The organism is Levilactobacillus huananensis, from assembly GCF_003946145.1.
Classification (GTDB): domain Bacteria; phylum Bacillota; class Bacilli; order Lactobacillales; family Lactobacillaceae; genus Levilactobacillus; species Levilactobacillus huananensis.
In genome coordinates this window covers 22,777-49,300 of the sequence record NZ_RHOC01000009.1, presented here as the reverse complement: position 1 = coordinate 49,300, position 26,524 = coordinate 22,777, and the positions used below count along the sequence as shown (strand labels likewise).

Annotated in this window: 19 protein-coding genes; 18 read left to right on the top strand and 1 reads right to left on the bottom strand. The window is 46.7% G+C overall.

Annotated elements, in window-relative coordinates; genetic code table 11:
* Positions 1 to 296: 296 nt before the first annotated feature.
* From EKM71_RS08055 to EKM71_RS08005, 11 genes are all read left to right on the top strand, one after another.
* A complete protein-coding gene (locus EKM71_RS08055) occupies positions 297 to 833 on the top strand; it encodes a TetR/AcrR family transcriptional regulator (RefSeq protein ID WP_125574099.1) in 537 nt (178 codons plus the stop codon).
* 128 nt (positions 834 to 961) lie between these two features.
* The gene (locus EKM71_RS08050) at positions 962 to 2,251 is read left to right on the top strand and encodes a UDP-N-acetylglucosamine 1-carboxyvinyltransferase (protein WP_125574098.1); all 1,290 of its coding nucleotides are present in this window, start codon (positions 962 to 964) and stop codon (positions 2,249 to 2,251) included.
* Positions 2,252 to 2,351: 100 nt separating this feature from the next.
* A complete protein-coding gene (locus tag EKM71_RS08045) occupies positions 2,352 to 2,603 on the top strand; it encodes a type B 50S ribosomal protein L31 (protein WP_057878851.1) in 252 nt (83 codons plus the stop codon).
* 437 nt (positions 2,604 to 3,040) lie between these two features.
* Positions 3,041 to 6,175 carry a mucin-binding protein gene (locus tag EKM71_RS08040; RefSeq protein ID WP_164504763.1) on the top strand — a complete coding sequence of 1,045 codons (3,135 nt, stop codon included), beginning with the start codon at positions 3,041 to 3,043 and terminating at the stop codon, positions 6,173 to 6,175.
* Between the two features lie 271 nt (positions 6,176 to 6,446).
* On the top strand, positions 6,447 to 7,163 hold the full coding sequence (locus tag EKM71_RS08035) for a class A sortase (protein ID WP_125574096.1): 717 nt from the start codon (positions 6,447 to 6,449) through the stop codon (positions 7,161 to 7,163).
* Positions 7,164 to 7,677: 514 nt separating this feature from the next.
* Positions 7,678 to 8,064: an LPXTG cell wall anchor domain-containing protein gene (locus tag EKM71_RS08030; RefSeq protein WP_164504762.1), complete on the top strand. Its 387-nt coding sequence runs from the start codon at positions 7,678 to 7,680 to the stop codon at positions 8,062 to 8,064.
* A 19-nt stretch (positions 8,065 to 8,083) separates the two neighbouring features.
* The gene (locus EKM71_RS08025; RefSeq protein WP_125574094.1) at positions 8,084 to 8,728 is read left to right on the top strand and encodes a WxL domain-containing protein; all 645 of its coding nucleotides are present in this window, start codon (positions 8,084 to 8,086) and stop codon (positions 8,726 to 8,728) included.
* A gap of 43 nt (positions 8,729 to 8,771) precedes the next feature.
* Positions 8,772 to 9,479: a WxL domain-containing protein gene (locus EKM71_RS08020; protein ID WP_164504761.1), complete on the top strand. Its 708-nt coding sequence runs from the start codon at positions 8,772 to 8,774 to the stop codon at positions 9,477 to 9,479.
* 90 nt (positions 9,480 to 9,569) lie between these two features.
* A complete protein-coding gene (locus EKM71_RS08015; RefSeq protein WP_225418021.1) occupies positions 9,570 to 10,604 on the top strand; it encodes a DUF916 and DUF3324 domain-containing protein in 1,035 nt (344 codons plus the stop codon).
* Positions 10,605 to 11,223: 619 nt separating this feature from the next.
* Complete coding sequence (locus EKM71_RS08010; protein ID WP_125574091.1) at positions 11,224 to 13,557, top strand: L-type lectin family protein; 2,334 nt, start codon at positions 11,224 to 11,226, stop codon at positions 13,555 to 13,557.
* A 449-nt stretch (positions 13,558 to 14,006) separates the two neighbouring features.
* Positions 14,007 to 16,193 (top strand): WxL domain-containing protein, encoded by a 2,187-nt coding sequence (locus EKM71_RS08005; RefSeq protein WP_125574090.1) that lies wholly within the window; start codon positions 14,007 to 14,009, stop codon positions 16,191 to 16,193.
* 154 nt (positions 16,194 to 16,347) lie between these two features.
* On the opposite strand, the gene EKM71_RS08000 is transcribed toward EKM71_RS08005, so the two are convergent.
* Positions 16,348 to 16,806 (bottom strand): low molecular weight protein-tyrosine-phosphatase, encoded by a 459-nt coding sequence (locus EKM71_RS08000; RefSeq protein ID WP_125574089.1) that lies wholly within the window; start codon positions 16,804 to 16,806, stop codon positions 16,348 to 16,350.
* 103 nt (positions 16,807 to 16,909) lie between these two features.
* Here EKM71_RS08000 and EKM71_RS07995 point away from each other — a divergent pair, with 103 nt between their 5' ends.
* The 7 genes from EKM71_RS07995 to EKM71_RS07965 all read left to right on the top strand — a co-directional run bounded on the left by EKM71_RS07995 (position 16,910) and on the right by EKM71_RS07965 (position 26,347).
* Complete coding sequence (locus tag EKM71_RS07995; protein WP_125574088.1) at positions 16,910 to 17,476, top strand: LemA family protein; 567 nt, start codon at positions 16,910 to 16,912, stop codon at positions 17,474 to 17,476.
* Between the two features lie 19 nt (positions 17,477 to 17,495).
* Positions 17,496 to 18,389, top strand: coding sequence for a zinc metalloprotease HtpX (htpX, locus tag EKM71_RS07990; RefSeq protein WP_125574087.1), 894 nt, complete (start codon positions 17,496 to 17,498; stop codon positions 18,387 to 18,389).
* A 69-nt stretch (positions 18,390 to 18,458) separates the two neighbouring features.
* Positions 18,459 to 19,244 (top strand): hypothetical protein, encoded by a 786-nt coding sequence (locus EKM71_RS07985; protein WP_125574086.1) that lies wholly within the window; start codon positions 18,459 to 18,461, stop codon positions 19,242 to 19,244.
* Between the two features lie 188 nt (positions 19,245 to 19,432).
* Entirely contained in the window at positions 19,433 to 20,818 is a 1,386-nt protein-coding gene (locus EKM71_RS07980; protein ID WP_125574085.1) for a UDP-N-acetylmuramoyl-tripeptide--D-alanyl-D-alanine ligase, read from the top strand.
* 194 nt (positions 20,819 to 21,012) lie between these two features.
* Positions 21,013 to 22,575, top strand: coding sequence for a DEAD/DEAH box helicase (locus tag EKM71_RS07975; RefSeq protein ID WP_125574084.1), 1,563 nt, complete (start codon positions 21,013 to 21,015; stop codon positions 22,573 to 22,575).
* A gap of 281 nt (positions 22,576 to 22,856) precedes the next feature.
* Positions 22,857 to 23,999: a baeRF6 domain-containing protein gene (locus EKM71_RS07970; RefSeq protein ID WP_125574083.1), complete on the top strand. Its 1,143-nt coding sequence runs from the start codon at positions 22,857 to 22,859 to the stop codon at positions 23,997 to 23,999.
* 278 nt (positions 24,000 to 24,277) lie between these two features.
* A complete protein-coding gene (locus EKM71_RS07965; protein WP_125574082.1) occupies positions 24,278 to 26,347 on the top strand; it encodes a BspA family leucine-rich repeat surface protein in 2,070 nt (689 codons plus the stop codon).
* The last annotated feature ends 177 nt before the right edge of the window (positions 26,348 to 26,524 follow it).

Genomic DNA, 26,524 nt, shown 5'->3' with positions numbered 1-26,524 from the left:
AGTGTTGGTGTTACAGGGCTTTTTCTGGTAAAATTGTCATTATTGCAACACCGTGTCTTATATCATAAAAATTGTGTTACCAATTGGCAACCGCCAATGTCGACAGAACTGTTGTGAATGCAACACATCTCAACGAGGTGTCGCAAACATGGCAGGCGCCTGGCTGACTATCGGCTATTACTTTACCAGACCAGCCGCCTAACGGCACGTAATCTCATTCGAGAGATTTCGTCATCGCTGGTGGCATCTGATTCTCAGCTACGGCTAGTTGGTTCAATCGTTTAGGAGGGTGAAGGATGGTTGGCGTTAAGAATAATCGACGCGCGCAGTATACCCAGCGTGTCATTAAGGAGACGGTCCTGTCGCTGCTAGAGAATCAGCCGATTACGGCCATCTCTGTGACGGCAGTCTGTGAGCTGGCAGACGTGAATCGCACGACCTTTTATCGTTACTATACGGATGTTTATGACTGCGTAGCTAGCATTGAGAAGGCCTTTGTGGCGTCCTTACAGCCATTTCAGGAGTCGACCCCTAGCAAGGCCCTAGAACACCTATTGACAGCCTTCTACCGGGATAAGAAGCTTAGTAACTTAGTCTTTGTGGAAGGGAAGACCAAGGTTCTGAATCGGATGCAGGAGCTGATGAACCAGAGCGGATCCCGACCACCAGAAATGACGGTTTATCAGGGTGCCTATATTGGTGCCGGCATTCAGAGCGTGTTGAAGACTTGGGTGAAGGGTGGCATGGTTGAATCTCCCCATGAAATGACGCAGATTATTATCGACACCATTTTAGCGCGCAACCTGGATAATCTACGTACGACCCCCTTATAAGGGAAGCAAATATTACATTTTGCCCGAAATACCGTGAAACAGTTGTCTTTTACCGCCGATTTATTTATCATGGTATCTGACTGTATGGAATTATAATGGAAGTTAGAATAAGTGAGGATCGCTTCATAATGAAAAAAATGATAATTCATGGCGGCCGACGTCTCTCCGGAGAAGTAACGATCGGCGGCGCTAAAAATAGTACCGTAGCTTTAATTCCGGCAGCAATTCTCGCTGATACACCGGTTCGTTTTGATATGGTGCCGGATATTCTGGATGTTCACAACTTAATGTTAATTTTGAAATCAATGAACGTGCACTCTACTTTTGAGGATGGCGTGTTGACCATCGATCCAACGGAAATCGTCGAAGCACCACTACCAAGCAAGGCTATTAAGAGCTTGCGCGCATCTTATTATTTTATGGGGTCCTTGTTGGGGCGGTTCCAACGGGCCACGCTAAGTTTCCCTGGTGGTGACAATATTGGCCCACGGCCGATTGACCAGCACATCAAGGCTTTCGAAGCCTTAGGTGCCAATGTGGAAGAAGAAGACGGAACTGTGCGGATCACCACCGGACCAACCGGATTGCATGGGGCCACGATTTTCCTCGACATGGTGTCTGTCGGAGCCACGATCAACTCCATCTTAGCAGCTGTAAAAGCCGTCGGGACGACGGTAATTGAAAATGCCGCTAAGGAACCAGAAATCATTGACATTGCCACCTTCTTGAACAATATGGGTGCGCGTGTCCGGGGTGCCGGTACCGATGTTATCCGGATCGAAGGGGTGCCAACGTTGCGGGCAATGAATACCCACACGATTATCCCTGACCGGATTGAAGCCGGGACTTATCTGTCAATGGCTGCGGCCGTTGGAGATGGCATCACGATTAAGAACGTGATTCCAGAACACTTGGAGGCCTTTACGGCCAAGATGATCGAAATGGGTGTGCCGTTAGAGATTAACGAAGACAGCATCTATGTGCCCCATACCGATAATTTAAAACCAATTAAGATTAAAACAATGCCATTCCCAGGCTTCGCTACGGATCTTCAGCAACCCCTAACACCGCTGTTGTTCCGGGCTTCCGGGAGTAGCGTGGTGATCGATACGATCTATCCCAAGCGCATCAAGCACATCTCTGAATTGCGGAAGATGGGCGCTAGCATTCGCTCGGAGGACGATACCATTGTGGTCGATCCGTCAACGGAACTGGTGGGGAGCGAAGTTCAGGCTGGAGAAATCCGGGCTGGAGCCGCACTAGTTATTGCCGGTTTGATGGCCGAGGGGGATACCGTGATTACCCATGCCGATAACATCTTACGGGGCTATGACCGGATTGCCGGGAAGCTCACCGCATTAAATGCGGATGTTGAAATTGTTGGCGACGCCAGTTTGGTGGAAAACGGCCAAGATTAGTCATTGATGAGTATCGAAATTCATGGTATAATTCAACGGTTGACGATTAAATCAATCTCTGGTTCAGTCAATGGACCAGGGCAAAGGAGCGAAATACATTATGAAGCAAGGAATTCATCCAGATTACCATGAAGTTGTCTTCCAAGACTCAAGTACTGGTTTCAAGTTCTTGTCTGGTTCGACTGCAACTTCTGACGAAACGGTTGAATGGGAAGATGGCAACACTTACCCATTGATCCGTGTCGAAATTTCTTCAGATTCACACCCATTCTACACTGGTAAGCAAAAGTTTACTCAGGCCGATGGTGCCGTGGACCGTTTCAACAAGAAGTATGGTTTATCAAACGACTAATTATAAAAAATATGATTTGTCGCCGGTGGCAGTTACTGTCGCCGGTTTTTTTGTGTCCTTTTTTAGGTGATAAGTGTACTGAAAGATGAGGGCACCACATTCTGTGGGGTGTGGCGCGCTAGACAGGCATCTTGGAAGTGTCTTGAGAAATTAGAAAAACGATAGAATTCGTTTAGACCATGTATCATAAGACACTTATGAAGGGCTTTCATGACTACAAAGATCGAAATATGTTTGTCAAATAAACAAACATAATCACTGGTAAAACAGTGGCTGAGCTTGATTGTTAAATCTATATTCCCCATAAAGATTCAGGTCGTTGATTATTTCTCACGTTTTGACTATACTGGATAGTAACAGGACAACTTTTGCATTAATAACGAGGATCTATTCGCTGGTAGGTTGTTATTTGGTCATATCTTGAGGAGGGACCAATGATGAAAGACTTTGAGCGTAAGACACATTATAAGATGTACAAGTCACATAAGGGCTGGCTGATTGCGGGGGTTACCGTCGCAAGTTTGACAGTGGGGATGATTGCTGGACCACAGGCAACACAGAATGCGAAGGCGGCTGATGATACGCCAGTAGCAGGAGCTGTTGATCAAAACCAGTCAACGCGTGACCAATCAAAGGTTTCTTTGAAGAAAACGGTTGCGTCCGCAGCGCCAGAGACGCCAGTAGCCGAGAAGTCGCCGGCCTCAGTGAACCCAGCACCTCAAAATGACGGGACTGATCCTCAAAACTTAGATCCTACTGATAAGGTTGAGAAAAAGTCCGATGTTAGTGAGCCAGCCCCTGAAGTGGAAAGTTTAGAAGAGACCCCAGAAGAGACTCAGACTGCCCCGAAGACGAACGTGCAGACTGGGATCGTGGTTAAAGATCCAACGACTTTGACTGATCCAGTGACGGGACAATCAGCCTTTAATGTCAGCAAGACGGATCACCTACAATATACATATGACCACTCCGAAGCCAATGGCCTGAATTCGGATCTCCGGGTCAAGGATGGCTACAGTGCCACCTATCAAGTGCCAACTGGTTACGGCTACTGGTTGGGAGAGACATATGCGACTAATATTGCGCAGGATGCCAAGGGGATGGATGTCAATTCACCTCTTCAGTTTACTGATGGGACGCACCCGTTGTATATTGACGAATGGATGCCAGATAATGCCTTACAGAACTTTTTGTGGCTTAGCAACTTTTCAAAGACCTACGCGACGATTGCCGATTTCCGCGCCAACTTTACCAAGGCTGACTTGGCTACCGTTACGAACATTACGGCGAACGAAAAGTTAATGTCCCAAAATTATGATCGTCAAACGCCTACTGTCTACTATCAGGCGATGATGGCCATGTATACGTTGGAAGGCATGCAGAATGCGACGAATCTTCAAGTGCTGGATCTTTATCCAGATGTCTTGCTGAATCAAGCCTATTTTGGAACGGCAGTTAAAAACGGAAACTTATGGGATATTCGTGCGCTTAGCGGGTTAACGAAATTACAAAAAGTGGCGTTGACTGCATTTTCGATTAATGATATCTCAGCCCTTGGGAATAAGGATACGTTGACGTCTGTCGACTTGCCCTATAACCAAATTACGGACATCTCGCCGCTTGCAACTGATAAGAATGTCAATATTAAACAGGTGGGACTCGCGTATCAACATGTGCTGTTAGCCCCCATTACGATTAGCTCTCAGTTAGCCAAGGGGGAAGCTGTCACGGCCGATGGTCTGCTGACGTATACGACGCCATCATTTATCATTAAAGACCTGACGTCTAGCAATCTGCCAATTAAGGGATTTGATAATCCTGACAAAGTGCTGTATCCATCCTTGTATCCATCAAGTGCAGATACTGGAAATGTAAATGACAATACACTGTCTTGGTACAACTTACAGACAGATAGTACTAAGACAAACTATGGGAGTCTATCGACAATTTGGTCTGATCCCAACAGTTCTTTCGCAGGATATATCATTCAGCCTTATGACTTAGCTGAAAACATTAGTGATATCAATGTGAATATCCAACTGCTCCAAGCCGATGGACAGCAGCTCACGTTGGCGCCATCAACTTTAATTTCTGGGGAGATTGGGTCCGAGCTTAATATTGGCGCCAATCCAACCGTGATTAGCTTCTATCAGCAACAGATCGCCAAGGGCTATACTTTCTCTAACTTGATTCTAGACGGTACGGGTCTTTATTCCGATTATCTAGCTGGAAATGGGAAGGCCAATCGACAATCAAGTTTTACAACAACTTTGACGAAAGAGTCAAAGAACTGGACGCTTCTATTTTATAAGGACGTTTTACCTTGGAATCTATCAGTTATCTATGCAGTTCAGAATGCGGATGGCACCTTGACGCAGCTAACCGATCCGGACGGAAATCCACTGACGGATAGCCATAACGGAACGTCAGATGAACAATTGACCTTAAGCAGTTACCAAAAAGCCCTGCCTGATTATGTCTACACCGGTGCGAAGACTAGTGTGGATGGTAAGTCTTGGGCAGATATTAGTCAGGACACGAATGTGCCATTTGCTGGACCAAAGCAGACGTTGCTGATGGTCTATAAGCAAGCCGCACATGCCACCGTAACGGTGAAGGACGCCACAACTGGTAAGACGATTCAGGTTTTGGATGATCGGTCCAATCCGGAATTGAAAGGGGCTTTGGGAACGACGAGTACTTTCGATTCAGCGTCAGTAATCGCTCCCGCACTCGCCAAAGGGTATACTTTGGTCAGTGACACGACGAAGAATGCCGATGGCTCCAGTGCCATTACATTTACCAACGATCCCACGGTTAGCCTCAATTACACGATTACGTTGGCACATGCCTTTAAGACGGCTACCAAGGTGGTTCACGAGCAGATTAGCTATCAGAATAACCAACAACAGTCCGTGGCCGATCCAGTTGCTAAGACGATTTCCTTCGCTACAGTGACCGACCAAGTCACCAATGCCTCAACTACCTACTGGAAAGCAGACGCGACGGCCAAACCAGAATTGAGTGTGGCTGGGCAGCCAACTGATATCAGTTGGGTGACCTACAAGGACGGCGTTCCAGTGGCTTTTGACGCAGTGGTCAACCCAGTTGTTTCAGGGATGCACGTTACAGCAACGACGGATAGTGCCAATGATTTAACGCAGACTACGGCGCAGTCAGTTACACCTGAAAGTACTGATTTAGCCGTCGTTGTGACCTATGCCCCTAATGAAACGACTGGGGGGAATGGTGATGGTGGTAGTACAGTGACCCCACCAACGGTGCCAGATAAGCCAACAACAGGTGGCAATGGGGCACAGGCGACGCCAGGTAAGAAGCCTGGCCAGCCTGTAAAGCCAAATACTAATGGTCAAGAACCAATCAAGGCGCCAGATACGGTTGCTGGTGGTCAGGGTGCCCAGGTTCAGAATTTGGCGGCGGCCTCAAAGCAAGCACAGCGTACAGTATTACCGCAAACCAACGAGCAATCCACACATGGACTCGTGGTACTGGGGTTGACGCTATTGGGATTACTAGCTGGTTTATTCGGTTGGCGAAAACGGAAAATTTAACATCATCTTCAGAGGTAGATGGTGACATTAAAGACGAGTTTTAAAAAGAGTTACTGCAAGTTTGTAGGCGGACTTCTACTGACTTGTGGCAACTTTTTTCTATGGGTGACGTGTTCCAGATCAGGATCTGTGTGGTAGTCGTTACGGGCTGTCAAAAGCGAAGCAATCGGGCCGTTGAAGGGGGCGTAAAGTCTATTTTGCTTTGTTTTTGTCAGCAATTGCGGTAGAATTCGGTAACGAAGACTATGAATTGGGGAATGGAGTAATCATTATGGCAGAGAAAAAGCAGCAGCAACCGAAGAAGCATCGCTGGCGCTGGTTCTGGACAACGCTCTTTATCATCTTAATTATCATCTCACTCGGCTTAATCTTTAACGAACAGATCAAAAATTGGTTAATTTCTTCCTATCAACCGCAGATTACGAAGAAATCTGTGAAGAATAATGAGGGGAAGAAGGCATCGTACGATTTTAGCAAGGTCAAGTCGTTGGACTTTTCGACAGTCGCCAATGCCCGTTGGAACACTGCCAATATTCATGTAGTCGGCGAGATTTTGATGCCGCAATCTAAGATTCACTTGCCAATTGCAAAGGGTGTCAGCAATGAAGTCTTGGCACTGACCGCAGGAACAATGCGGGCCGACCAGAAGATGGGTGAAGGCAATTACCCGCTGGCAGGACACCACATGACCTCACAGACGATCCTTTTCAGTCCGCTTTATTGGAAGACGCGTGTTGGGCAGACAATCTATCTGACGAACGCTAAGAAGGTCTTTGTTTACAAGGTTAGTGTTCGAAAATTCATACCGGCGACTGACGTTCAGGTGGTTGACCAAACCAAGCAGAAGTTGGTGACGCTGATTACCTGTGATGCCACTGGTGCGAACCGGTTGATGATTCAGGGGAAATACGTGAAACAGATGGCGTACAAGGATGCACCGGTATCGGTTCAAAAGGGCTTTCACAGTGGCTTCAATAATAAAAATTAAAGAGACCAAGCACTTTTTACAAAAAATGTAAAAAGTGCTTTTTTTTCCGAAAAATGAGTTTGTGAAAGTTCATTATAATTGCTGCCTTGGGTGAAATCGGGAAATAGACGCTTTACAAGGATGCAAATGACATCTCTTGTTCATCCCATGTGAGGATTGTATAAGAAATCACAGTGTAAACCGTTATCCGGAATGCGGTTTCATAAAATGCAGCTTATAAGCGTTTCCTAAAACCGGAAAATGTCCCATTGCAAAATTTGCCTTAGTAACACTGATATAACGGCATTTACTTGCATTATTCATTCACCTCGTAAACGAAACATTAGACTATGTAACGGTTTCCAAGTAAATATTATTCCCCACACATCATTAATTGTGGACAGGGGTTGAGATTCATGCTAAGATACTATTTGTAATCAGCTGATATGACCTTTTGATTTGAACAAGCTTCATGTAGGTGTTCTGTTGTGATTGGCTTTAGGTTTGTGAGAACAGGATGTGTGGATGGACAGTGATGCAATTGAGAAAAACGGGATTGCTGGTACTGAGCCTACTCATCATCGGTTGGGTTTTCCCAACAGCTGCTCAGGCATCAACCCAGACCGGTGACGTTCAGCAGTCGACGTATTCAGTTACGTTAACCCCGCCAAGTTCTGGTGGGGATGGGGACTTGATTACCTCACCGAGTCACTCCCATAACAACTCCGGCGGTGCCGGAGCGACAGTGACTCAGACGGCTAATGGCTCCAGTCAACCAGTTTCAACCAGTCATGGTCTTACCGGCCGCTTGCCTCAGACTTCTGAGACCGGTCTTGGGTTAGGCGTTATGACGGGAATTATCTTAATGTTGTTGGTTTGGATAGGATTTTTAAAGACTAGAAAAAACAAAAAAATTAACTAAAGTTGAGGAGAAATTTATTATGACTAAGAAGACTTTACAATTACTTGCTACTGCAGCTATCGTTGCTGGATTTGGATTAAGTACGGTTACCGCTAATGCTGCTGAAACGGCAACTGATCCCAAATACACAACCGCAACAGTTGAACTGACCCCTGGGGACACGACGACTGGTGCCGGTGGGATTAAGTTACTTTCAGCGCCTGATGTTTCGTTTAGCGGTCAGCTCAATGGGGACACACAAACCTTTACGGGTGGTGTCTTTACCACTAATCCAGATTCTACTAACAAAGACGCAACTCCTGGTACGGTTACGGTTAATGATCCAGGTACTGCTTCTGGCTGGAATGTACAAGTTGCTTCCGCCGCTTTCGTCGGTAGCGATGGCAAGTCATCATTAAATGCAAGTGAAATGATGTTTGGTGCCCCAACGGTTTCCGCTGAGGATTCAGCTAACAAGGGGACGGTTACTGCCGGTAGTGCATTAAGTTTTGCATCAGCAGGTCAAACCAACCAAATGGTCTTCCATGCCGCAACTGGTGAAGGTGTCGGAACTTGGATGGCTAACTATGCGGCGAAGGATGCCAGCTTCAAGGTTGCTGCGGGTAACAAGGCTGATACGTACACGTCAAAGTTGACTTGGACGTTAACTAACACGCCAGCCTAAGGTGTCAATGACCCGTTGCCTTTAAGCAAAGGAGGGCTGTGTGGTGACTAAGACGCTCGCTTCAGTCGTGGCTGCCTTAGTGCTCGGCCCGAGCCTAGCATTTGCATCGCCACGGGAAGTCGCATCAGCCGCTGATCCATCCAAGACGTCGGCGTCGACAGTCCTAACGCCAGGTGATACGGATACCGACGTGAAGCCTGTTGATCCGGACAACCCGGATGGAAATTTCACCGGTGATCCTGAGGATCCAGATAATCCGGGAACTGGGTCAACTGGACCTCTGACTTTGGATTATGTCTCGAATATCAAGTTTAAGCAGGATGCTAGATTAACCGGTCGGCTCATTACAGCGACAGGTATGAATACCAAGGCCTTTGTCCAGATCAGTGATCGGCGTTACAACGGTCATGGGTGGAAACTCTATGTGACACCGAGCCTCATGGTTGGCCAGAAGGATCATTCGGTAATTTCTGCGGCATCGTTCACCTTAGGACGGTCAAAGTTTACGCCGCGTTATGCCGATACAGTGAGTGGCAAACCCACTGTGACTGTTGCTGGTGATCAAGAGTTGCCATTAGGTATTTCAGCATTGGTTGCTCAGGCTAAGAAGGATGCAGGTCTGGGGACCTGGATCATGCGACTGAACTATCAACCTAAATTATTAGCGCGTTTGTTTGTTAACGCGAACCAGGTAACCAAACAGCAACAATATGCTGGGGAGTTTTCTTGGCAGTTAACGGATACGCCATAAAACGAGTCTTAAAGAAAGCGGTGGCGACAGCCACCGCTTTCTTTGTTACAATGAACCTATTAACAATTGAATATGGAGGCCGAAATAATCATGAAAAAGTGGTTACGGTTATTAGTAGCAGTTGGGACGTTAGTTCTCACAGTTGGCGGATTGTCACAGGTCGCCCACGCTGAGAGCGTTGGGTATACAGTAAGTGCTATCTTGCCCAAAAATCAGGATGACAAGAAGGTCACTTACTTTGCCTTACGGGTAAAGCCCAACCAAAAGCAAAAATTAGGGGTTGTCATTACTAACACGGGGAAGAAGACCAAAGACTATCAAATTGGTGTTAATCAGGCGATCACTAATCCGAATGGGGTTGTCGATTATAGTCAGTCCAATCCTAAGCGTGATAGTACGCTGAAGGTAGGAATCAAGGATATTTTTGGGGATAAAACTCAGAAGGTCTCGGTACCGGCTAAGAGTAAAAAGACAGTTTACGTCACTTACAAGATGCCTGCCAAGAAAATTGATGGAATGATCTTAGGTGGTATCAACGTTAAGCAACTGACCTCAAACGACAGTTCCAAGGCCAAGAAGGGTGTTAGCATCAAGAATGCTTTCGCCTATGTGATTGGGGTTCGCTTGCGTGAAGATAGTGTTGACGTTGCCCCAGATATGGTATTGAACACAGTCAAGGTTGGCCAGTTCAATAAGTACAACCAAGTTGAGGCCAACTTGCAAAATCCACGCCCAGGTCTGATGAATCAGCTTCGCGTAAAGACTAAGGTGACCAAAGAAGGCAGTACCAAGGCTGTCTTGAGTAATGAAAAATCGAATCTTGCGATGGCTCCCAATAGTAACTTTGACTATGCCATTCCCTTTGGGGATACGCAGATGAAAGCGGGAACTTACACATTAACCCTCGATGCATACGCCAAGGGTGGCTATCACTGGCATTTTGTTAAGAACTTCAAATTGACTCAGAAACGAATTGGACAGCTTCAGAACAAGTACAATACGCCACAAAAAAAGAGTTATTTCTGGTGGTTCGTGGCTGGTGGTGTAATCATTCTGATCCTCATCGCGATCATTATTTACCTCTTGTGGAAGAATCGTCGCAAGGATGATGAAGATCAGAAGTAATCGTATGGTATGAAAGGCTGGGACGATGTCCTGGCTTTTTTATTTGGGGTGGTCTTCTTTAATTAGTCATTCGAAGTGAGTCGTGCCAATTCATTCACGGTTACTCGATGTGGCAGGACATAGGCAGACAAATTCGATCATTTTAAGATTTATAAAAAGAGAAAAACTGATTAATTATACATGGTCATCATTTTCTTCACACGCGTGGGATCGATTTCATTGTTGATTTGGCCGTTAAATTAAATTTAGGACATAATTATTAAGGTGTGCAATTGATGAATTATGCATTTTTGTACGTCCAGAAAGGGCCTACTTTACCGTCAGGGCAAACATTTGGGTTGAGTTTTGGGACTAAACGTCTTATAATTAGTTTTATTAATAGCAAAAGTAGTCAACGGGTATTTGCTTTTTAAGATCGAATGCTCGCGAGGTTAAAAGTATGATTTCAATCGGTTGCACGCTTCTCATCTTTCTTTGTTGAGAGTTAAGATTATTCAGTTAATTAACAGGTCGACCAGACTTATCATGCTGCATAAAGGCACCACATAAAGGACTATCAAGAACGAGACGACGATGACTAGTAGTTGCCGACTTTTTAGTGGTCAAAGGAGAGATGAACGTGAAGATTAAATCGATTTTGCTAGGTGGGCTGGCAGTTATGGTTGGGCTGGTCATGGGTGGTCGCCCATTGAGAGCGCAGGCTGTCAAAACGGCGACACAGTTGCTACCGACTGCGCCAAAAGGAATTGCAGTCAACAGTTACTTCACGACTGGAAATATTGCTGGGAATGCGGCCACACTTGGTGATACTAGCTTTGGAGCAGGGAAGGCAGTTATTTTAACGAGTGCTAATAACCAAGTTGGGGCTATTTGGACGACTGATGCTGCGAAAATGAATTTGAATGAAGATCAGACGGCTTCAATGTGGATGTATTTTGGTGATAATCGTGGAACCGTTGGTGGTGACGGGATGGCTTTCGTCATGCAAAATGATCCAGCTGGGGTCAATGCCATCGCCAAGAAGGGCGATGGCACACCCAGTACCGGGCAAACGCTGGGTGTTTGGGGGACGGATACGCGAACGGATACCGCAAAGCCTATTGATACGGATGCCATGGCCAAGCTGGCTATTCAAAACAGTTGGGCCGTGGAATTTGATACCCAAGCTAATAAGAATGCTTCTTTAGACAATACAAAAAGTGCCTTGACAACCCTTAAGGCTGGCAATGTGTCAGTCTTTGATCAAGGGATCTCTGGACCGCATATTGCGTCAAATTTCCCCGGAAAGGGGAGTAGTTACCAGAGCAATCTTGGGGCAACGGAATCAACGACAACGAATATGGGATCAGTTTTCTTCCCTAACTATGTGACGACAACATCAAATTACACGTATGCCACCTTAATTCACAAAAATATGTTACGAGAGGGCAATACCACCAAGTCTTTCACTTTTCTAGATAATGGGAATTGGCGCCATGTGACGATGAGGTGGAACAGTTCTACAGACGAGATGACCTATACTTATGATGATGAAGATCCTCAGGCGGGCGATGAGAATCCAGAGACAGGGCACCCAACGTATACAAGTGGTCCCATTAAGATTGATCCTCAGAAGGACTTAGGCGTGGGTTCCGACGGTCTGGTACGCTGGGGCTTTACAAGCTCAACGGGGACCAGAACGGAACCTAATATGGTAGTCTTTGATCAAGTTCCTGGGCTGGTGAATGGTAAGGCAGCCGCGACTTTGACGGACGCCTCACAGTCTGATAAGGTCATTGATCAGGATACAGACACGGTTAACGATGGTGACCGGATGTCCTTAAACTTCAATCTGAAGTACACGAGTGGCCGTGAGTCGTGGAAGGACATTGTCGCTAAGCTGAATTTACCCACGAATATTAGTTTTAAGAACGCTAAGATCAAGTACGCGAATGGTGATACTGATACTATTAGTGACTTAAAGACGGATGACTCAACCGGTCAAAGCCTGAGCAAGTCGCTTGAGAACCTAAATACGAAAAAAGATGGCGATACGGCACCAAATGCTTCTGCTGATATTACCTTGAATGGGGTAGCGGTATCTGGTGATGCTGACCAGACGACGGTTAAGGGGACGAGTAGCTCGTTTGAAGGATCGAACGCCATGATGAATGCTTCTGTCAGTGGGTTCATTGTTAAAAAGGCCACTGGCGCGATGACGATGGCCTTAACGGGTGATCACATTTCGGCTGATGGGTTACAAGGGAGCCAGTCATTGACTGCTGCTAAGGATGTTACGATTACGGGGCAGATTAAGTATCTAATTGGTAATGCCACTAACAATAATATTACCTTACACCCACAGATGAACGGGATTAATCTCCCCACGACCACGTTGAGTAATGACGATTCGCCCGGAGAATTTAGTTACACTATTCCAGCCTCAAGTCTTATTTCTGGACTAGCTGATGGCAATCAGCTCGAGATGTATGCTACTGATAACAATGGGGTTAACTCGGGGAATGATGTTAAATATACGATTACGTTAAAGGATGGGTCGTTGGACCTGATTGTTAACCCTAAGGCGACCTTTAATGTCGACCATCCACAGAATCTGACCGGATCCGCGGTGAGCTATCCCGCTGACAGTAGTTGGAATGTTCAAGTCAGCGATACGATAGGGACGGGTGATAAATGGACATTGACGGCAACCGCCGATCCGATTATTAGTCGGCTTCGGGGAACTTTGGACGGTGATCTGGTGTATGCCGGTGCCAATGGTGAGCAGAGTCTAACACAAGGCTCTGCCGTGATTGATACGCACACAACGGATTCTGATAATGATCAGGTCAATGTGACTGGTGGTTGGAACAGTAAGAATGGCGTGCTGTTAAAGGCAAATGCCGGTGCCATCCAGGGGTCTTATATGTCTACAGTTTACTGGTCTTTGGATAATACGCCAGCGACCAATTAACTGAAGTAGAAGAATGTTGAAAGCCAGCCGATGAGGGCTGGCTTTTTTTGTGTCATCGGCCATTGCTAGAAACTGAATGTAATGATTCTTATTGCTTCATCAAAGGGGGCGGCAACCAGGTCAAAGGTCAACCTTGATGTTCAAAAGGCGCGATTGAAGTTGCCTTCGGTATTCAGTCAGCATAATGACGAGAATGGACAATTAGGCAACCAGCAAATGTATTTAACACAGGAAGATGTCGTAAGCGCCCTCCTTATAAATACTGTTATATCGGGATTTTTACTGGTATTTACTGGCAACCATGTTATACTGTTTTAAAACAATACATACTGTTATTATTAAATCAGTTAAACTATAATTTTAATAATGATGGCGTTATCATCGTCGCGACTAGGAGGCGATGATGACAATTTCTCGAATGACTAGGGAGAGAAAGGGGTTAGAGATAGATGAAGGCGATCAGATTCGTCCTGATCAGTATTCTTTGGGGGTGTTTTCTTTGGGAACCAAGTATGTCCGCATTGGCTAGCAATACGGATGATTTGACGAATGCTTTGAGGACGACACCACAGGGGATTCGACTCAAAGATTACTTTGTGCCAGGGACGTCTTTAAACAATCACGCGGAGATTGTGGACAGTCAGAACGCAGCGGTGCAAGATACACAGGCGGTTAAAATCACTGATGGTAAGGGACAGGTTGGGAGTATTTGGTCAACAGACGATAACACTTTTCGGTTAGATGAACCCCAAACAGTCTCTATGTGGTTGTATTTTGGCGGGAGAGATTATGTGGATCCCAATATTGCCCAGACCGGAGATGGCATGGCATTTGTCTTACAGAATGATCCACGTGGTACGTCAGCAACAACTCGTCTGCCAGACAGTTTGCACCCAGGTGACACGCTTGGAGAGACACTGGGTGTCTGGGGAGCGGATACGGATCCTAAGGCTTCTGTTCCGGATAAGATAGCGGCCTCGGCGATTCAGAAGAGCTGGGCGATTGAATTTGATTCGTTCGTTAATAAGAGTAATACCTTTGAAATGGCTGGAAAGTGGGATTCGTTTGATGCCGACCAGGGCCTAGATTTCCCTCACATTGCCGCGAATTATCCTGGTAACACGAACAGCTACCAATCTAACGAAATTACACAAGATGTCTCGGATTTTTTTGGACACCTTTTGGGAGAGAAAGAAACGGCGTATTATACGTCCTTAAAACACAAGGGGCTGATCCAAGGAGATACCTTCCAATTTTTATCCAATCAAAAGTGGCACCATTTTACGCTGCATTACAATCCACAAGTTAATGGCGACACCAGTAAGGCACATATTACCTATGCATTCGATGATAAGGATCCTCAGACTGGTTCCGACAGTCATAAGAGAGAAGCGACTTTTGATCTCGATAAGTCTGAGATCGATAACGGCAAACATGAGGCACAATGGGGATTCACTGGTGCTACTGGTTCGCTATCAGAGAATAATCTCGTTGTTTTTGATCAAGTGCCAGATTTAGTAGATGTTTCGGCGGATACTCGTATGACAAACGTGACACAGAACACGAATGTTTCACAGACCAAGAAAGTTCGAGAGGGTGATCAAGTCAAACTTGATTATCATGTGCGATACCTAGGTGGTAAGACGAGCTGGCGTGATATTGTGGCGGATCTAAAGCTGCCTACCAACATTGACTTTTCATCTGGTCAGTTGACAGTGGCTAATGAACCTGAAGAGACTCAGATGTTTGATGTGTCAGATCTTGCACGCAATGAGTTGGTCCATTCGATTTCTACTAGCCTATCCGCCTCTTCATCAGAAGCCACGTTTACATTTCTGGGGAAGGTCAAGGACGGCACAGGGCATATTGATCCCGTCAAGAGTCAGTTCCATGGAAAAGAAGCGGTTGTCGAAACGGCGACTCCGGAATTCACCGTCGCACCAACACTTGACCTAAAGTTAACACTGCCCAGTAGCGTGACCGTGAGTCGGAATAAGGCGGCTTACATTACCGGAAGCGTGGCCATCGAGAATCCGGCTTGGAAAAACTCGGATATCCGTCTTCAAATGAACATTAATGGCCATTCTTTCGAACAGGTACTCCAAGACAAGGACGAGCGGGGGCAGTTCACGATTGGGGTCCCAGCATCGTTTATCACGAGAAAAACCAATAAGCTAACGATTACGGCTACGGGACCAGATCCCAGCCACAACTCACAGACAGAAACAGTCATGATTTATATTAGTGAGTTAACGTTTACCTCGGGAACACCACAGGTTACCTTTAAGGGAAACGTAACCGGATCCAAGCAGCAATTAGCGTCGACACAACCCCTTGACTTGATAGTCAAAGACACTCGAGGGAAGGGAAGCGGTTGGCATTTGGAGGCCGTGGCCAGCCAGCTTAAGCAAGACGATGGTCGATCGCTGGATGGCGATCTGCAATACCTTAAGGGGGGCCAACTGCTATCCTTGGCATCGGCACAAACAATTGCTAGTCATATCAATGACGGTGTGTCAACGACGACACATATCTCCTCAGAAAACAATCAAGGAGTCATCTTACGCCTGGGGAGTGAGGCTGTGGTGGGTAATTACACAGGCCAGATATCTTGGATGTTGATGAATACCCCCTAAAGCAAGTCAAACGAAGTTAAGAGAAGAAACTTATACAGGGGCAAAAGTGACCAAAAAAGGCGGCCGACTCTGCGTAATGGTGATAACCGACTAATCCAGGACGAAGATTAGACAGTTATCACCATTAAAACGCATGAGTTAGCCGCCCTTAGGCCTAGGCTAGTGCATCCAACCATGCTGGAAGTGCGGTAGCCAGTTCCTGATAAGTTAATTCGAATTTATGGGTATACCAAGGGTCATCAATGGCTTCGCCTTGGCGATTAGGAAATATGTCTAAACAGAGTTTAACTTTGGCTTGGTCGGCCGCAGTGGGCGCTAAACGTTGTAAGTTCGCAACGTTAGCATGATCCATAGTAATAATTGTATCAGCCCATGCAAAGTCTGCTGCTGTGATTGGGCGGGAACGATGCTCACTGGCGTTCAATCCGTGTGCTCGCATCACAGCTTGCGCACCAGGATGTGGCGGATTTCCCTCTTCTTCGGCACTTGTTGCGACAGAGGCGACACTGAATGATTGGGTAAGGTGTCGCTGCTTTAAGAGATCGTTAAAAATGGCCTCAGCCATGGGAGACCGACAGATGTTACCAAGGCAAACAAACAGAATGTGTTGCATGAGAAACCTCCTAATTATTGGTTAAGGCAGACGGACATACTGGTCTCTGCCAGAACCATTTGTTATGATGAGTTTACCAGAAACTAGATAAGGAGTGATTAGAATGGGTTGGATAATTTTAATTGTTGTCGTTGCAATTTTAGCGATTTGGTATGTGAGTGCCTACAACGGACTCATTAAGACCCGAACCTACGTCCAAGAGTCGTGGAGTCAAATTGACGTTCAACTAAAGCGACGGAATGATTTAATTCCGAACCTGGTTTCAACGACCAAGGGCTATGCAAACTATGAACAAGGAACCTTGAAGAAGGTTGTTGCGTTACGGAACCAGTTAACAGCAATTCCCGCAGATGACCATCAAAAGACAATGGCCGTTTCTAACGAGCTGTCGACGACGTTGCGGTCGCTATTTGCCTTGTCCGAAAATTATCCGGATTTGAAGGCCAACACGCAATTCACAAACTTAATGGAAGAATTGACGAATACTGAAAACAAGATTGCCTATTCACGCCAACTGTACAACAGTTCCGTCGCTAGCATGACTGTGAAAATTCAATCCTTCCCAAGTAACATTGTTGCCAAGATTCATAACTTCCAAGGAAGTGAGTATCTTCAGGTTCCTGAGGAAGAGAAAACGACACCTAAGGTTAACTTTGATGATTTCAAATAACAGGTAAGTAGGCGATAACATGCTGTATGAACAAATTGCCAGTAACAAGCGGCGAACGGGCTACGTCATGTTCGGATTTGGCCTCCTCGTCTTGGCACTTGGGGCAGCTTTGGGTGACGTCTTTTGGTCGAATTGGGTTTCCGGGACGATTATTGCTGCCGTGGTTGCTGGGGTTTACATGGCGATCATGATTAGCCAATCGACCAACGTGGTGATGAGCATGAACCATGCCAAGGAGATTACAAGCGTTGATCAGGCGCCACAATTGTGGCACATGATTGAAGACATGGCATTGGTGGGGAAAGTCCCGATGCCACGAGTCTTTATTATTGATGACCCTAGTCCCAATGCCTTCGCTACCGGGAATGATCCGGCACATGCTGCCGTGGCCGTGACCACGGGAATTATGGATCGACTTGATCGTGAGGAACTAGAAGGCGTGATCGGCCATGAGATTTCTCACGTGCGGAATTACGATATCCGGCTACAAACCATTGCCCTCGCCCTCTCTTCTGCCATTGGGCTCCTCGTCAGCTTTGCTAACAATTGGTTTTGGTGGGGAGGCAGTCGTCGACGTAGCGATGACCGAGACTCTGGTGGAAACATCATCGGCCTTGTCATTTCGATCCTCTTGATTATCTTGGCACCATTGGCCGCTAGTATCGCGCAGATGGCCTTGTCTCGTAATCGGGAGTATTTGGCTGATGCCTCAAGCGTCGCGCTCACACGGAATCCGCAGGGCCTCATCAGTGCATTGCGCAAGATTGATGACAGTCAACCCATGCGTGCCGCTGATCCGAACAGTTCGGCGCTATATATTGGCGATCCATTTAAGAACAAGAAGAAAATGGGGGACTTGTTTGCCACCCATCCCCCAATTGCTGATCGAATTGCACGCCTCGAAAAAATGTAAAAAATAGTCGCGGCTAATTGACCGTTTCGTAGTACAATTAACATGAGACCAGGGGAAGAGTGTAAGTGTATGCGCGGAAATTTCATCTATTTAAATTTAGAACCCGTCACGAATATGATTTATTCGTTGGGAATATCACCGGCTGATTTTTTGAATGGCGTTCCAGCTATTCCGGATCAGCTCCTTTTGCTTAGTGCAGAAGCCGATAATGATACTGAAATTAACCCGCATACGCGCTTTTTGACTCTAATCGGACAGACTCAGATTCGGCGTTATTTGTTGGGCAAGCACGATCGCCCCGTGAAGTGGCTTGATTACACCCATGGAGATGACCTGGATTTTCTCTTACCTAACGAGATTGCCGAATTACTTTATTTAGCGCACATGGACACGCACATTCGGACACCGTTCTATGCAAAGTTACAGAATGATTATGCCTATCTGTCACTTCGAGACGGTTTTTACAAGATTTATTATCGTCACCTCAATAGTTTTGACCATATTTTAGAAGTCAGCATCAAACGTCATTTGCGGGCAATGCATAATAATCGTTGGGTTTTTGCCCGGCCGTTAGCCATTAGCGATGTGCCACATGAAATTTTGTTGCAACTGATTCAGGGGCTAGCGGATGGTATGATTATCGCGTTTGACCAATTGGTTGAACGCCATCGAATCTATGTCATTCCGATCAGAGCGATTACCCATCCCGAGCGACAGGGAACCTGGTATTCACAAGAAGAAGTTTATGCTGATTCCCGTGAAGTGGCTAGTCTACGTTACGATCTAGCTACCCGAGAATGGGCGCTTAGTATCCATGATAATCAGGTCTTTAGCGATGTGATGGATTTAATCTAACCGTGAGTAAACCACTGGGACGTCAGGTTGCCAGTGGTTTTTGTTTAGCAGGTTGAGCAAGGCCCTGGTGATCCATGGTATAATAAAATTCAGAATTTTAATAATAGGAATAATGAGGCGGCTGACGACCCCTCAAAACTAAAGCGGGAATGAATCGACTGTTCCCGGAATATAGGAGCCTTAATAACATGAAGATGCAGCTTGCTGAAATTGCTCATGCAGTGGGAGCAATCAATGATTATAAAGAATGGGAAAATGTGAGCGTCACGAGTGTGGCGTTTGATAGTCGTCATCTCCAGCCAGGGGGGCTCTTTATTCCCCTGACGGGTGAAAAGGATGGTCATCAATTCGTTCAGTCGGCCATTGACCATGGTGCGGTTGCAACCCTGTGGGCGCGTGACTTAGCGACGGCACCAACTAATTTTCCAATCATTCAGGTTGCGGATTCATTGAAGGCCTTACAAGCATTGGCTCAATATTATCTAATGAAGATTAATCCACGAGTTGTAGCCATTACTGGTAGTAACGGGAAGACGACGACCAAGGACATGGTTGCCAGTATTTTAGCAACTCAGTTCAATGTCACCAAGACCCACGCTAATTTTAATAATGAGATTGGAGTGCCAATGACGGTACTTTCCATGGAACCCAATACTGAGATGTTAGTGGTTGAGATGGGGATGGATCGTCCCGGTCAGCTTGACTTTCTCAGCAAGCTTGTGTCCCCCGATCTGGCGATTATTACGATGATTGGTGAAGCACACATCGAATTCTTCGGAACTCGTGATAAGATTGCGGATGCAAAAATGGAGATCACCCACGGATTGAGTGACGACGGCGCCTTGGTCTACAATGGGGATGAACCGTTGCTGCGTGATCGCGTGACCGATCTGACCCAAAGCCAGGTTACCTTTGGGCAGGGAGAGGATAATGATCTCTTTGCTACCAACGTGGCGGGAACATCGACTGCAACGACCTTTACGACTAATGAATGGCCAGATACGACCTTCACGATTCCTATGATTGGAACCTACAATGTTAATAATGCTTTAGCTGCGTTGGCAGTCGCCAAGGTTTATCGAATTCGCCCTGAGAATGCCCAGAAGGGGCTGGCCAATGTCACGCTGACCGAGAATCGGGCAGAATGGCTTAAAGGGAGCAATGGCGAGGATATCTTGAGTGATGTCTACAATTCCAATCCTACGGCGGTTAAACAGGTTCTGGCTGCCTTCTCGAAGACGCCAGTTACCGGCCGAAGAGTCGTGGTTCTGGGAGACATGCTCGAGTTGGGTGATCAGTCCGATGCTATGCACGCCGGATTAGCGGCTGCCGTCGATCCACAAGCGATCAGTCATGTTTACTTGGTGGGCCCTCACATGGTGGCCTTGCAGGAGCAGTTGGCACAGCGTTATCCCAATCTAGCTGTGACCCATTTTGCTGCGGATGACCTGGCATCGCTTTCAAAACATCTTCAGGGATCGTTAACGGCTGCCGATCAGATTTTATTAAAGGGGTCCCATGGGATTCATTTAGAGCAAGTGTTAGCGGCCTTACAGGATCCGGTTCAAGAATAAGTTAACAACGAGGCAACTTCCATGAGTCGTGGGAGTTGCTTATTTTGTAGGCACGATGTATGATGGTTTAGTTGCTTATTTGAAGAAACGAACTTACTCCGCTCTAGCCAATCGTAAATCGCACCATGGAAAACGGATTTTTTCCAAGATCTACGAGGCACTGGGGCGATGTACCCATTAGGAGGAAATTATTTTTGAAGTTTAAAGAACTGGGTCTTTCTGAAGACCTACTGAAGGCTGTTACGACAGCAGGTTATGAAGAAGCGACCCCAATTCAAGCCGAGACAATCCCCATGGTTTTGGCGGGTCAAGACGTTATTGGACAAGCTCAAACCGGGACAGGGAAGACTGCGGCATTTGCCTTACCAATCTTAGAGAAGATCGATAAGAACAATCCAAATGTTCAAGCACTGGTTGTATCCCCAACACGGGAATTAGCCATTCAAACCCAAGAAGAAATTTATAAATTAGGTCGTAACGAACGGGCAAACGTCCAGGTCGTTTACGGTGGGGCGGACATTCGTCGCCAAATTAAATCCCTGAAGAATCACCCACAAGTTATTGTTGGGACGCCAGGTCGGTTACTCGACCACATTCGGCGTCGAACTTTGAAGCTGGACCACGTTCAAATGTTAGTTCTCGATGAAGCCGATGAAATGTTAAACATGGGTTTCTTGGACGATATTGAGGACATCATCAAACAATTGCCAGAAGCGCGTCAAACGATGCTCTTCTCCGCAACGATGCCACCTGAAATCAAGCGGGTCGGGGTCCAATTCATGAAGGAACCTAAGCATGTGAAGATTAAGGCGAAGGAATTAACGACCGATTTGATCGATCAATTCTACGTTCGTGCTCGTGACTTTGAAAAATTCGATGTTATGACGCGTTTCTTCGATGTTCAGTCACCAGACTTGACCATCGTGTTCACTCGGACTAAGCGTCGGGTGGATGAAATCTCTAATGGCCTGCAAGCCCGGGGTTACAATGCTGCCGGAATTCATGGTGACCTGACGCAAAAGCGTCGGACACAAATCATGAACCAATTCCGTCATGGTAAGTTAGATATTTTGGTTGCAACTGATGTTGCCGCTCGTGGTATCGATATTAACGATGTGACCCACGTGTACAACTATGATATTCCACAAGATCCAGATAGTTACGTTCACCGTGTCGGCCGTACCGGTCGTGCCGGGAAGCATGGGGTTTCTATGACCTTTGTGACACCTAACGAAATGGACTACCTGCGTGAAATCGAAAAGTTGACGAAGGTGCGCATGCTTCCATTGAAGCCACCTTCGGATGAAGAAGCCTTGGTTAGCCAATTAGGTGCCGCTAAAGATAAGGTTACTGATCTTGTTAACAAGACGGATACCGAAAAGTTTGCTAAGACGGCTGAAGCTCTCTTGAATGAATTTGATGCTGAAGACTTGGTTGCAGCGTTGTTAAACGATTTGACCAAGGATGACAGTAGTCAGGTTCCAGTTAAGATTACGCCAGAACGGCCATTGCCTAAACGTGGTGGCAAGCGTCACGGCGGTGGGGGTTACCATCGTGGTGGCGGTAACCATCGTCGTAACGGAAATGGTGGCGGCTATCGTCAACGTCAAGACCGTCGTGGTGGCGATCGTGACCGTCACGGTTCTCGTAGCCATGACTCACGTAATCATGGTGGCGGCGACCGCAACCGACACAGCAACAATGGTGGTCGGCGTTCCGAAGGTGGACGTGGGTTTACCATTCGGAAAAAAGACTAATTAAAACAGATAATTGATTAGAAGGAAGCGTTACACGACTGGGCAGGTCGGGTGACGCTTTTTTTCGTTATTTGAGATTTAGATTTTCTTAATAGTTGGTAGATAAAGCTGATAATAGGCGGTTGTAAACGATCAATCATTTATACAATAGGGTTATTTAGTTATCAGATTCATAATTGCAGTTGTATTAGTTTACTTTGTGTGATATTATAAACTTATCGAAACGATATGAAATAAATTATCGAAAAATGTCACTCACAAGACTACGGAGGTTTTCATCTATGGCAAATCACTTCGACTTACACGCTGCACTAATGCTCGCCGCTAAGCCAGGTCCCTTTGTCACCTTGATCTTACCCATCACGGGCGTTCCCGCGGCTGACCGGACCCAGTTCAATAGTTTACTCTCGGCTGGAAAAAAACAGTTACTGGCAGTCGCCCCTAATCGTGGATGGTCAGCCTACGAGAGTGCATTTGAACCCTACAAACATGGATCACTAACTAATGGTGGTGCCCAGGGACTCGTAATTATGGCGGGCGCCACGGATAGTTATCATTATTGGTTACACACGGCGGTTGAACCGACCGTCACGGTAACTATCCGGCCAAACGTGTTGCCAATTTTGGAATCACGGGACGTGACTGGGGACTATGATCTCTTACTACTCAACGGGGAAGGATTTGAGTTCGCACAAGTTCGGGGCGGCCGCGCAGAGTTAGTGAACTTACCGGTGGACGCACCGGTAACATTGAAGCAGGCGTTGGGCAGTGAGTTGCGTGACAGTGGTCGTTGGCAACGGTCCGCTGGCGCTGGGACACATTATAGTGGTACTGGGTCTGTCGATGCGGGGAAGGCCGCTGATCAGCGAAATTACTTCATGGCCGTAGATAACTATGTGAGCCAACATTTCTCAAATGTGGACCAGGTGCCCCTGATTCTGGTAGCGGGGGCTGCCGACCAAGGGAACTTCCGGAAGCTCTCCCAGAATGTCTACTTGGACCCGATGATTCGTCTGGTTCAGGGAACCAATCTGGCGGCAGCCAACCAATCCCTGACAGAACTAACGGTGAAGGTAAGTGTCTTGCGTCATGAGCAGGCAACTCAGATCCGTCAGGATGCCTACGCCAAGGCCCGGTCGCGTGAACGGGTGGTTCAGGACGTTGGGGCATTAGCGACGGCGGCGGTTCAGGGCCAACTAGGGACTCTGTGGCTACAGGCTGGCGCTAATCATTCCGGTCACCTGCTGGAGACAGGTGAGGTGACGACTGCCACGGCATTGAGTCGACAGAACAATTTGTACAATGATTTAGCCCTATTGGTGGCTAAACAAGGTGGCAAGGTACAAGTTCTGCCAGCAGATGAAATGCCGACTCGAGGTATTGTCGCCGCCCAGTTACGGTTCCGTGAGGCCGTTGTGAGCTAGTGATTGTTTGGAGGACTAGTTCACAGAGTGTGAAGAAAGGATGGCTGAGGCCATTCTTTTTTCTTTGGATGATTTTTGAAGATGATGAAGTTGATGATAGTCCTGTAAAGACTAACCGGATCCCTTCAAGTCCAGTTGTTTAGAAGACTTTAATAATAAAGAGGCGAAATAAGTACATATAAAAATAGTTATGCAAAGCCATAGACTTATCTATCGGCCAGGATTATAATTTAGCCAGATGACTAGCAATGTTACACTTTTAAAAGAGGGTTAATCACATGACAAAAAAGTTGAGGATGACATCAAAACAAAAGTTGACGACTTTAGCGGTTTTAGGCGCTGTTGCTGGGATGGGATTACAAGTTGATACAGTCCATGCGGCTACAACAGTTCCAGTGAACGACGGTGAAAATAGCGGTACCGGAACCAGTACCACGGCAAATGATACGACAACTAAGCAGGCCACGATTACGACTGGGACGCCGAAACCTGTGGTTAGCGATACTAGCACCGAGAAAGCAAAACCAGAAGAGACGACCATCAAGCAGACGGTGACCGAACCTGAAAAGACGAAGGAAACACCCCAGGTAACGCCAACAGTCACGACTGATGAGTCATCTGTTAATGAGGACCCAGTGACAGTCAAAAAAACAGATACAACAGGTTCTGAGACTGGGCAAGCGACTGCTAGCAAAAATAACCTCAGACTAGGGGCAATGTCACGTGCCAATCTTCTCCGGGCTGATGCAGCACCAACGATCAAGGCGTCAGGTGACAATGGAACAGCTCACTGGGTCGAAGACGCGGACGGTGTGGTAACCATTACAGGTGGAAAATTGACGGACAAGATGTATTTCTTTGACAGCGCTACCAAATTAATCTTTGATGGGAGTCTGGGGAAGATTGTTCTACCGTCCTTCAGTAATGATTTCTTTCAACATTGGTCAAATTTGACCGAGATCGATGGTTGGGAGAACGTCGATGCTTCAAATGTGACCGATATGTCGCATATGTTTAGCCAGGATGTGTCACTGAAAAGTCTAGATTTAAGTGCTTTAGATCTCAGCCACGTAACGAACATGTCGGCGATGGTCTCTGGGGGAATAGTCGATGAGACCGGTAATCACCCAATGGGCATAACGAGTTTGAAGCTTGGGTCTAGCACAAGTCACGTGACGGATATGTCAATGATGTTGATGGGGGATTCTTCGTTAACCGATGTTGATGTTGCCGATTGGAATGTTTCAAGCTTGCAGATAGCTGACGCGCTCCTTCAAGGGACCGCTATGAGTAGCTTGGATCTTAGCGATTGGCAAACGCCGGCACTTAACTCAATGAGTGGTACTTTTGCCCATATGCCAAATTTAATTTCGGTTAGTGCAGCGGGTCTTCAAACGGGTCAGGTGACGGCCTTTAATCAGCTTTTCGAAAATGATTCATTATTGAACGATGTCGACGTGAGTCAATGGGATGTCTCCAGTGCGCGATTCTTAGGAGCAATGTTTCACAATGATTCGTCTTTAACCACGCTTGACTTAAGCCACTGGCGTCCACAGGCTATTCGTCGAATGAATATCATGTTTGAAGGGGATTCGGCCTTGACGTCGCTCGATCTGACGGGGTTTGACACGCTCTCTAGTGGTCAAGGTACGGCAGTTGTTAATGAAGCTTTACAAGGCACCACGGGGTTACATGAACTGGTTCTCGGACCCAACACATCTTTAGGAACCGAGGCTCAAAATGCCGAATTGCCAGATATTCCAGTAACGGACACTTATACTGGCTTATGGCAGGCTGTCGGGACTGGAACTGTGGAAAAGCCTAACGGTGTAACATACACCAGTGCTCAGCTGAATACTAGCTATGATGGTGCAACGATGGCTGACACCTACGTTTGGCAACAGGTACCAAAGACAACTACGCCGACGAATCCAGGAACGACGCCAGATAATCCAGGAACGACCGATCCTGGGACGACACCGGATACGGATGGCGGTAGTGGGGCAACTGCTGATGGCGGTGAAAATGGTGGTGATACTGTGACAACTGATAAGAACAAGACTAAGAAGCCAGCGACTAAGGACAAGCCATCACGACCGACGACAATGTCAGATGGCGATAAAATGACCACGCTTAGTGCGGGGCAAGGTGCCGCGGTAACGACGAATCAGCCTCAGAAACAGTCCCAGAAGCAGTCTCGGAATCAGTCAACCATGACGGTTACGGATCATCAGTCCGGGAAGGCCACGTTACCTCAGACTAATGAAAAGAAATCGAGTCTATGGGCCGCAATTGGTGCGGTTACCCTTGGTATCCTGAGTTTTCATTGGTATAAGCGTCAAGATTAAATGGCCGTGGACAAGGCTATAGAGGACGTGCTCATTCAAGGAAGGTTGTCGGACAGCGAATGACTTCGTGGCCATTGATATCTATGTGAGGCAGTATTTCTTGATCGTGGACCGAGGTTTTTGTTTCTGATCCTGCTTGCGACTGAAATATCGCAGCAGGCCAATACTTTTTCCTGT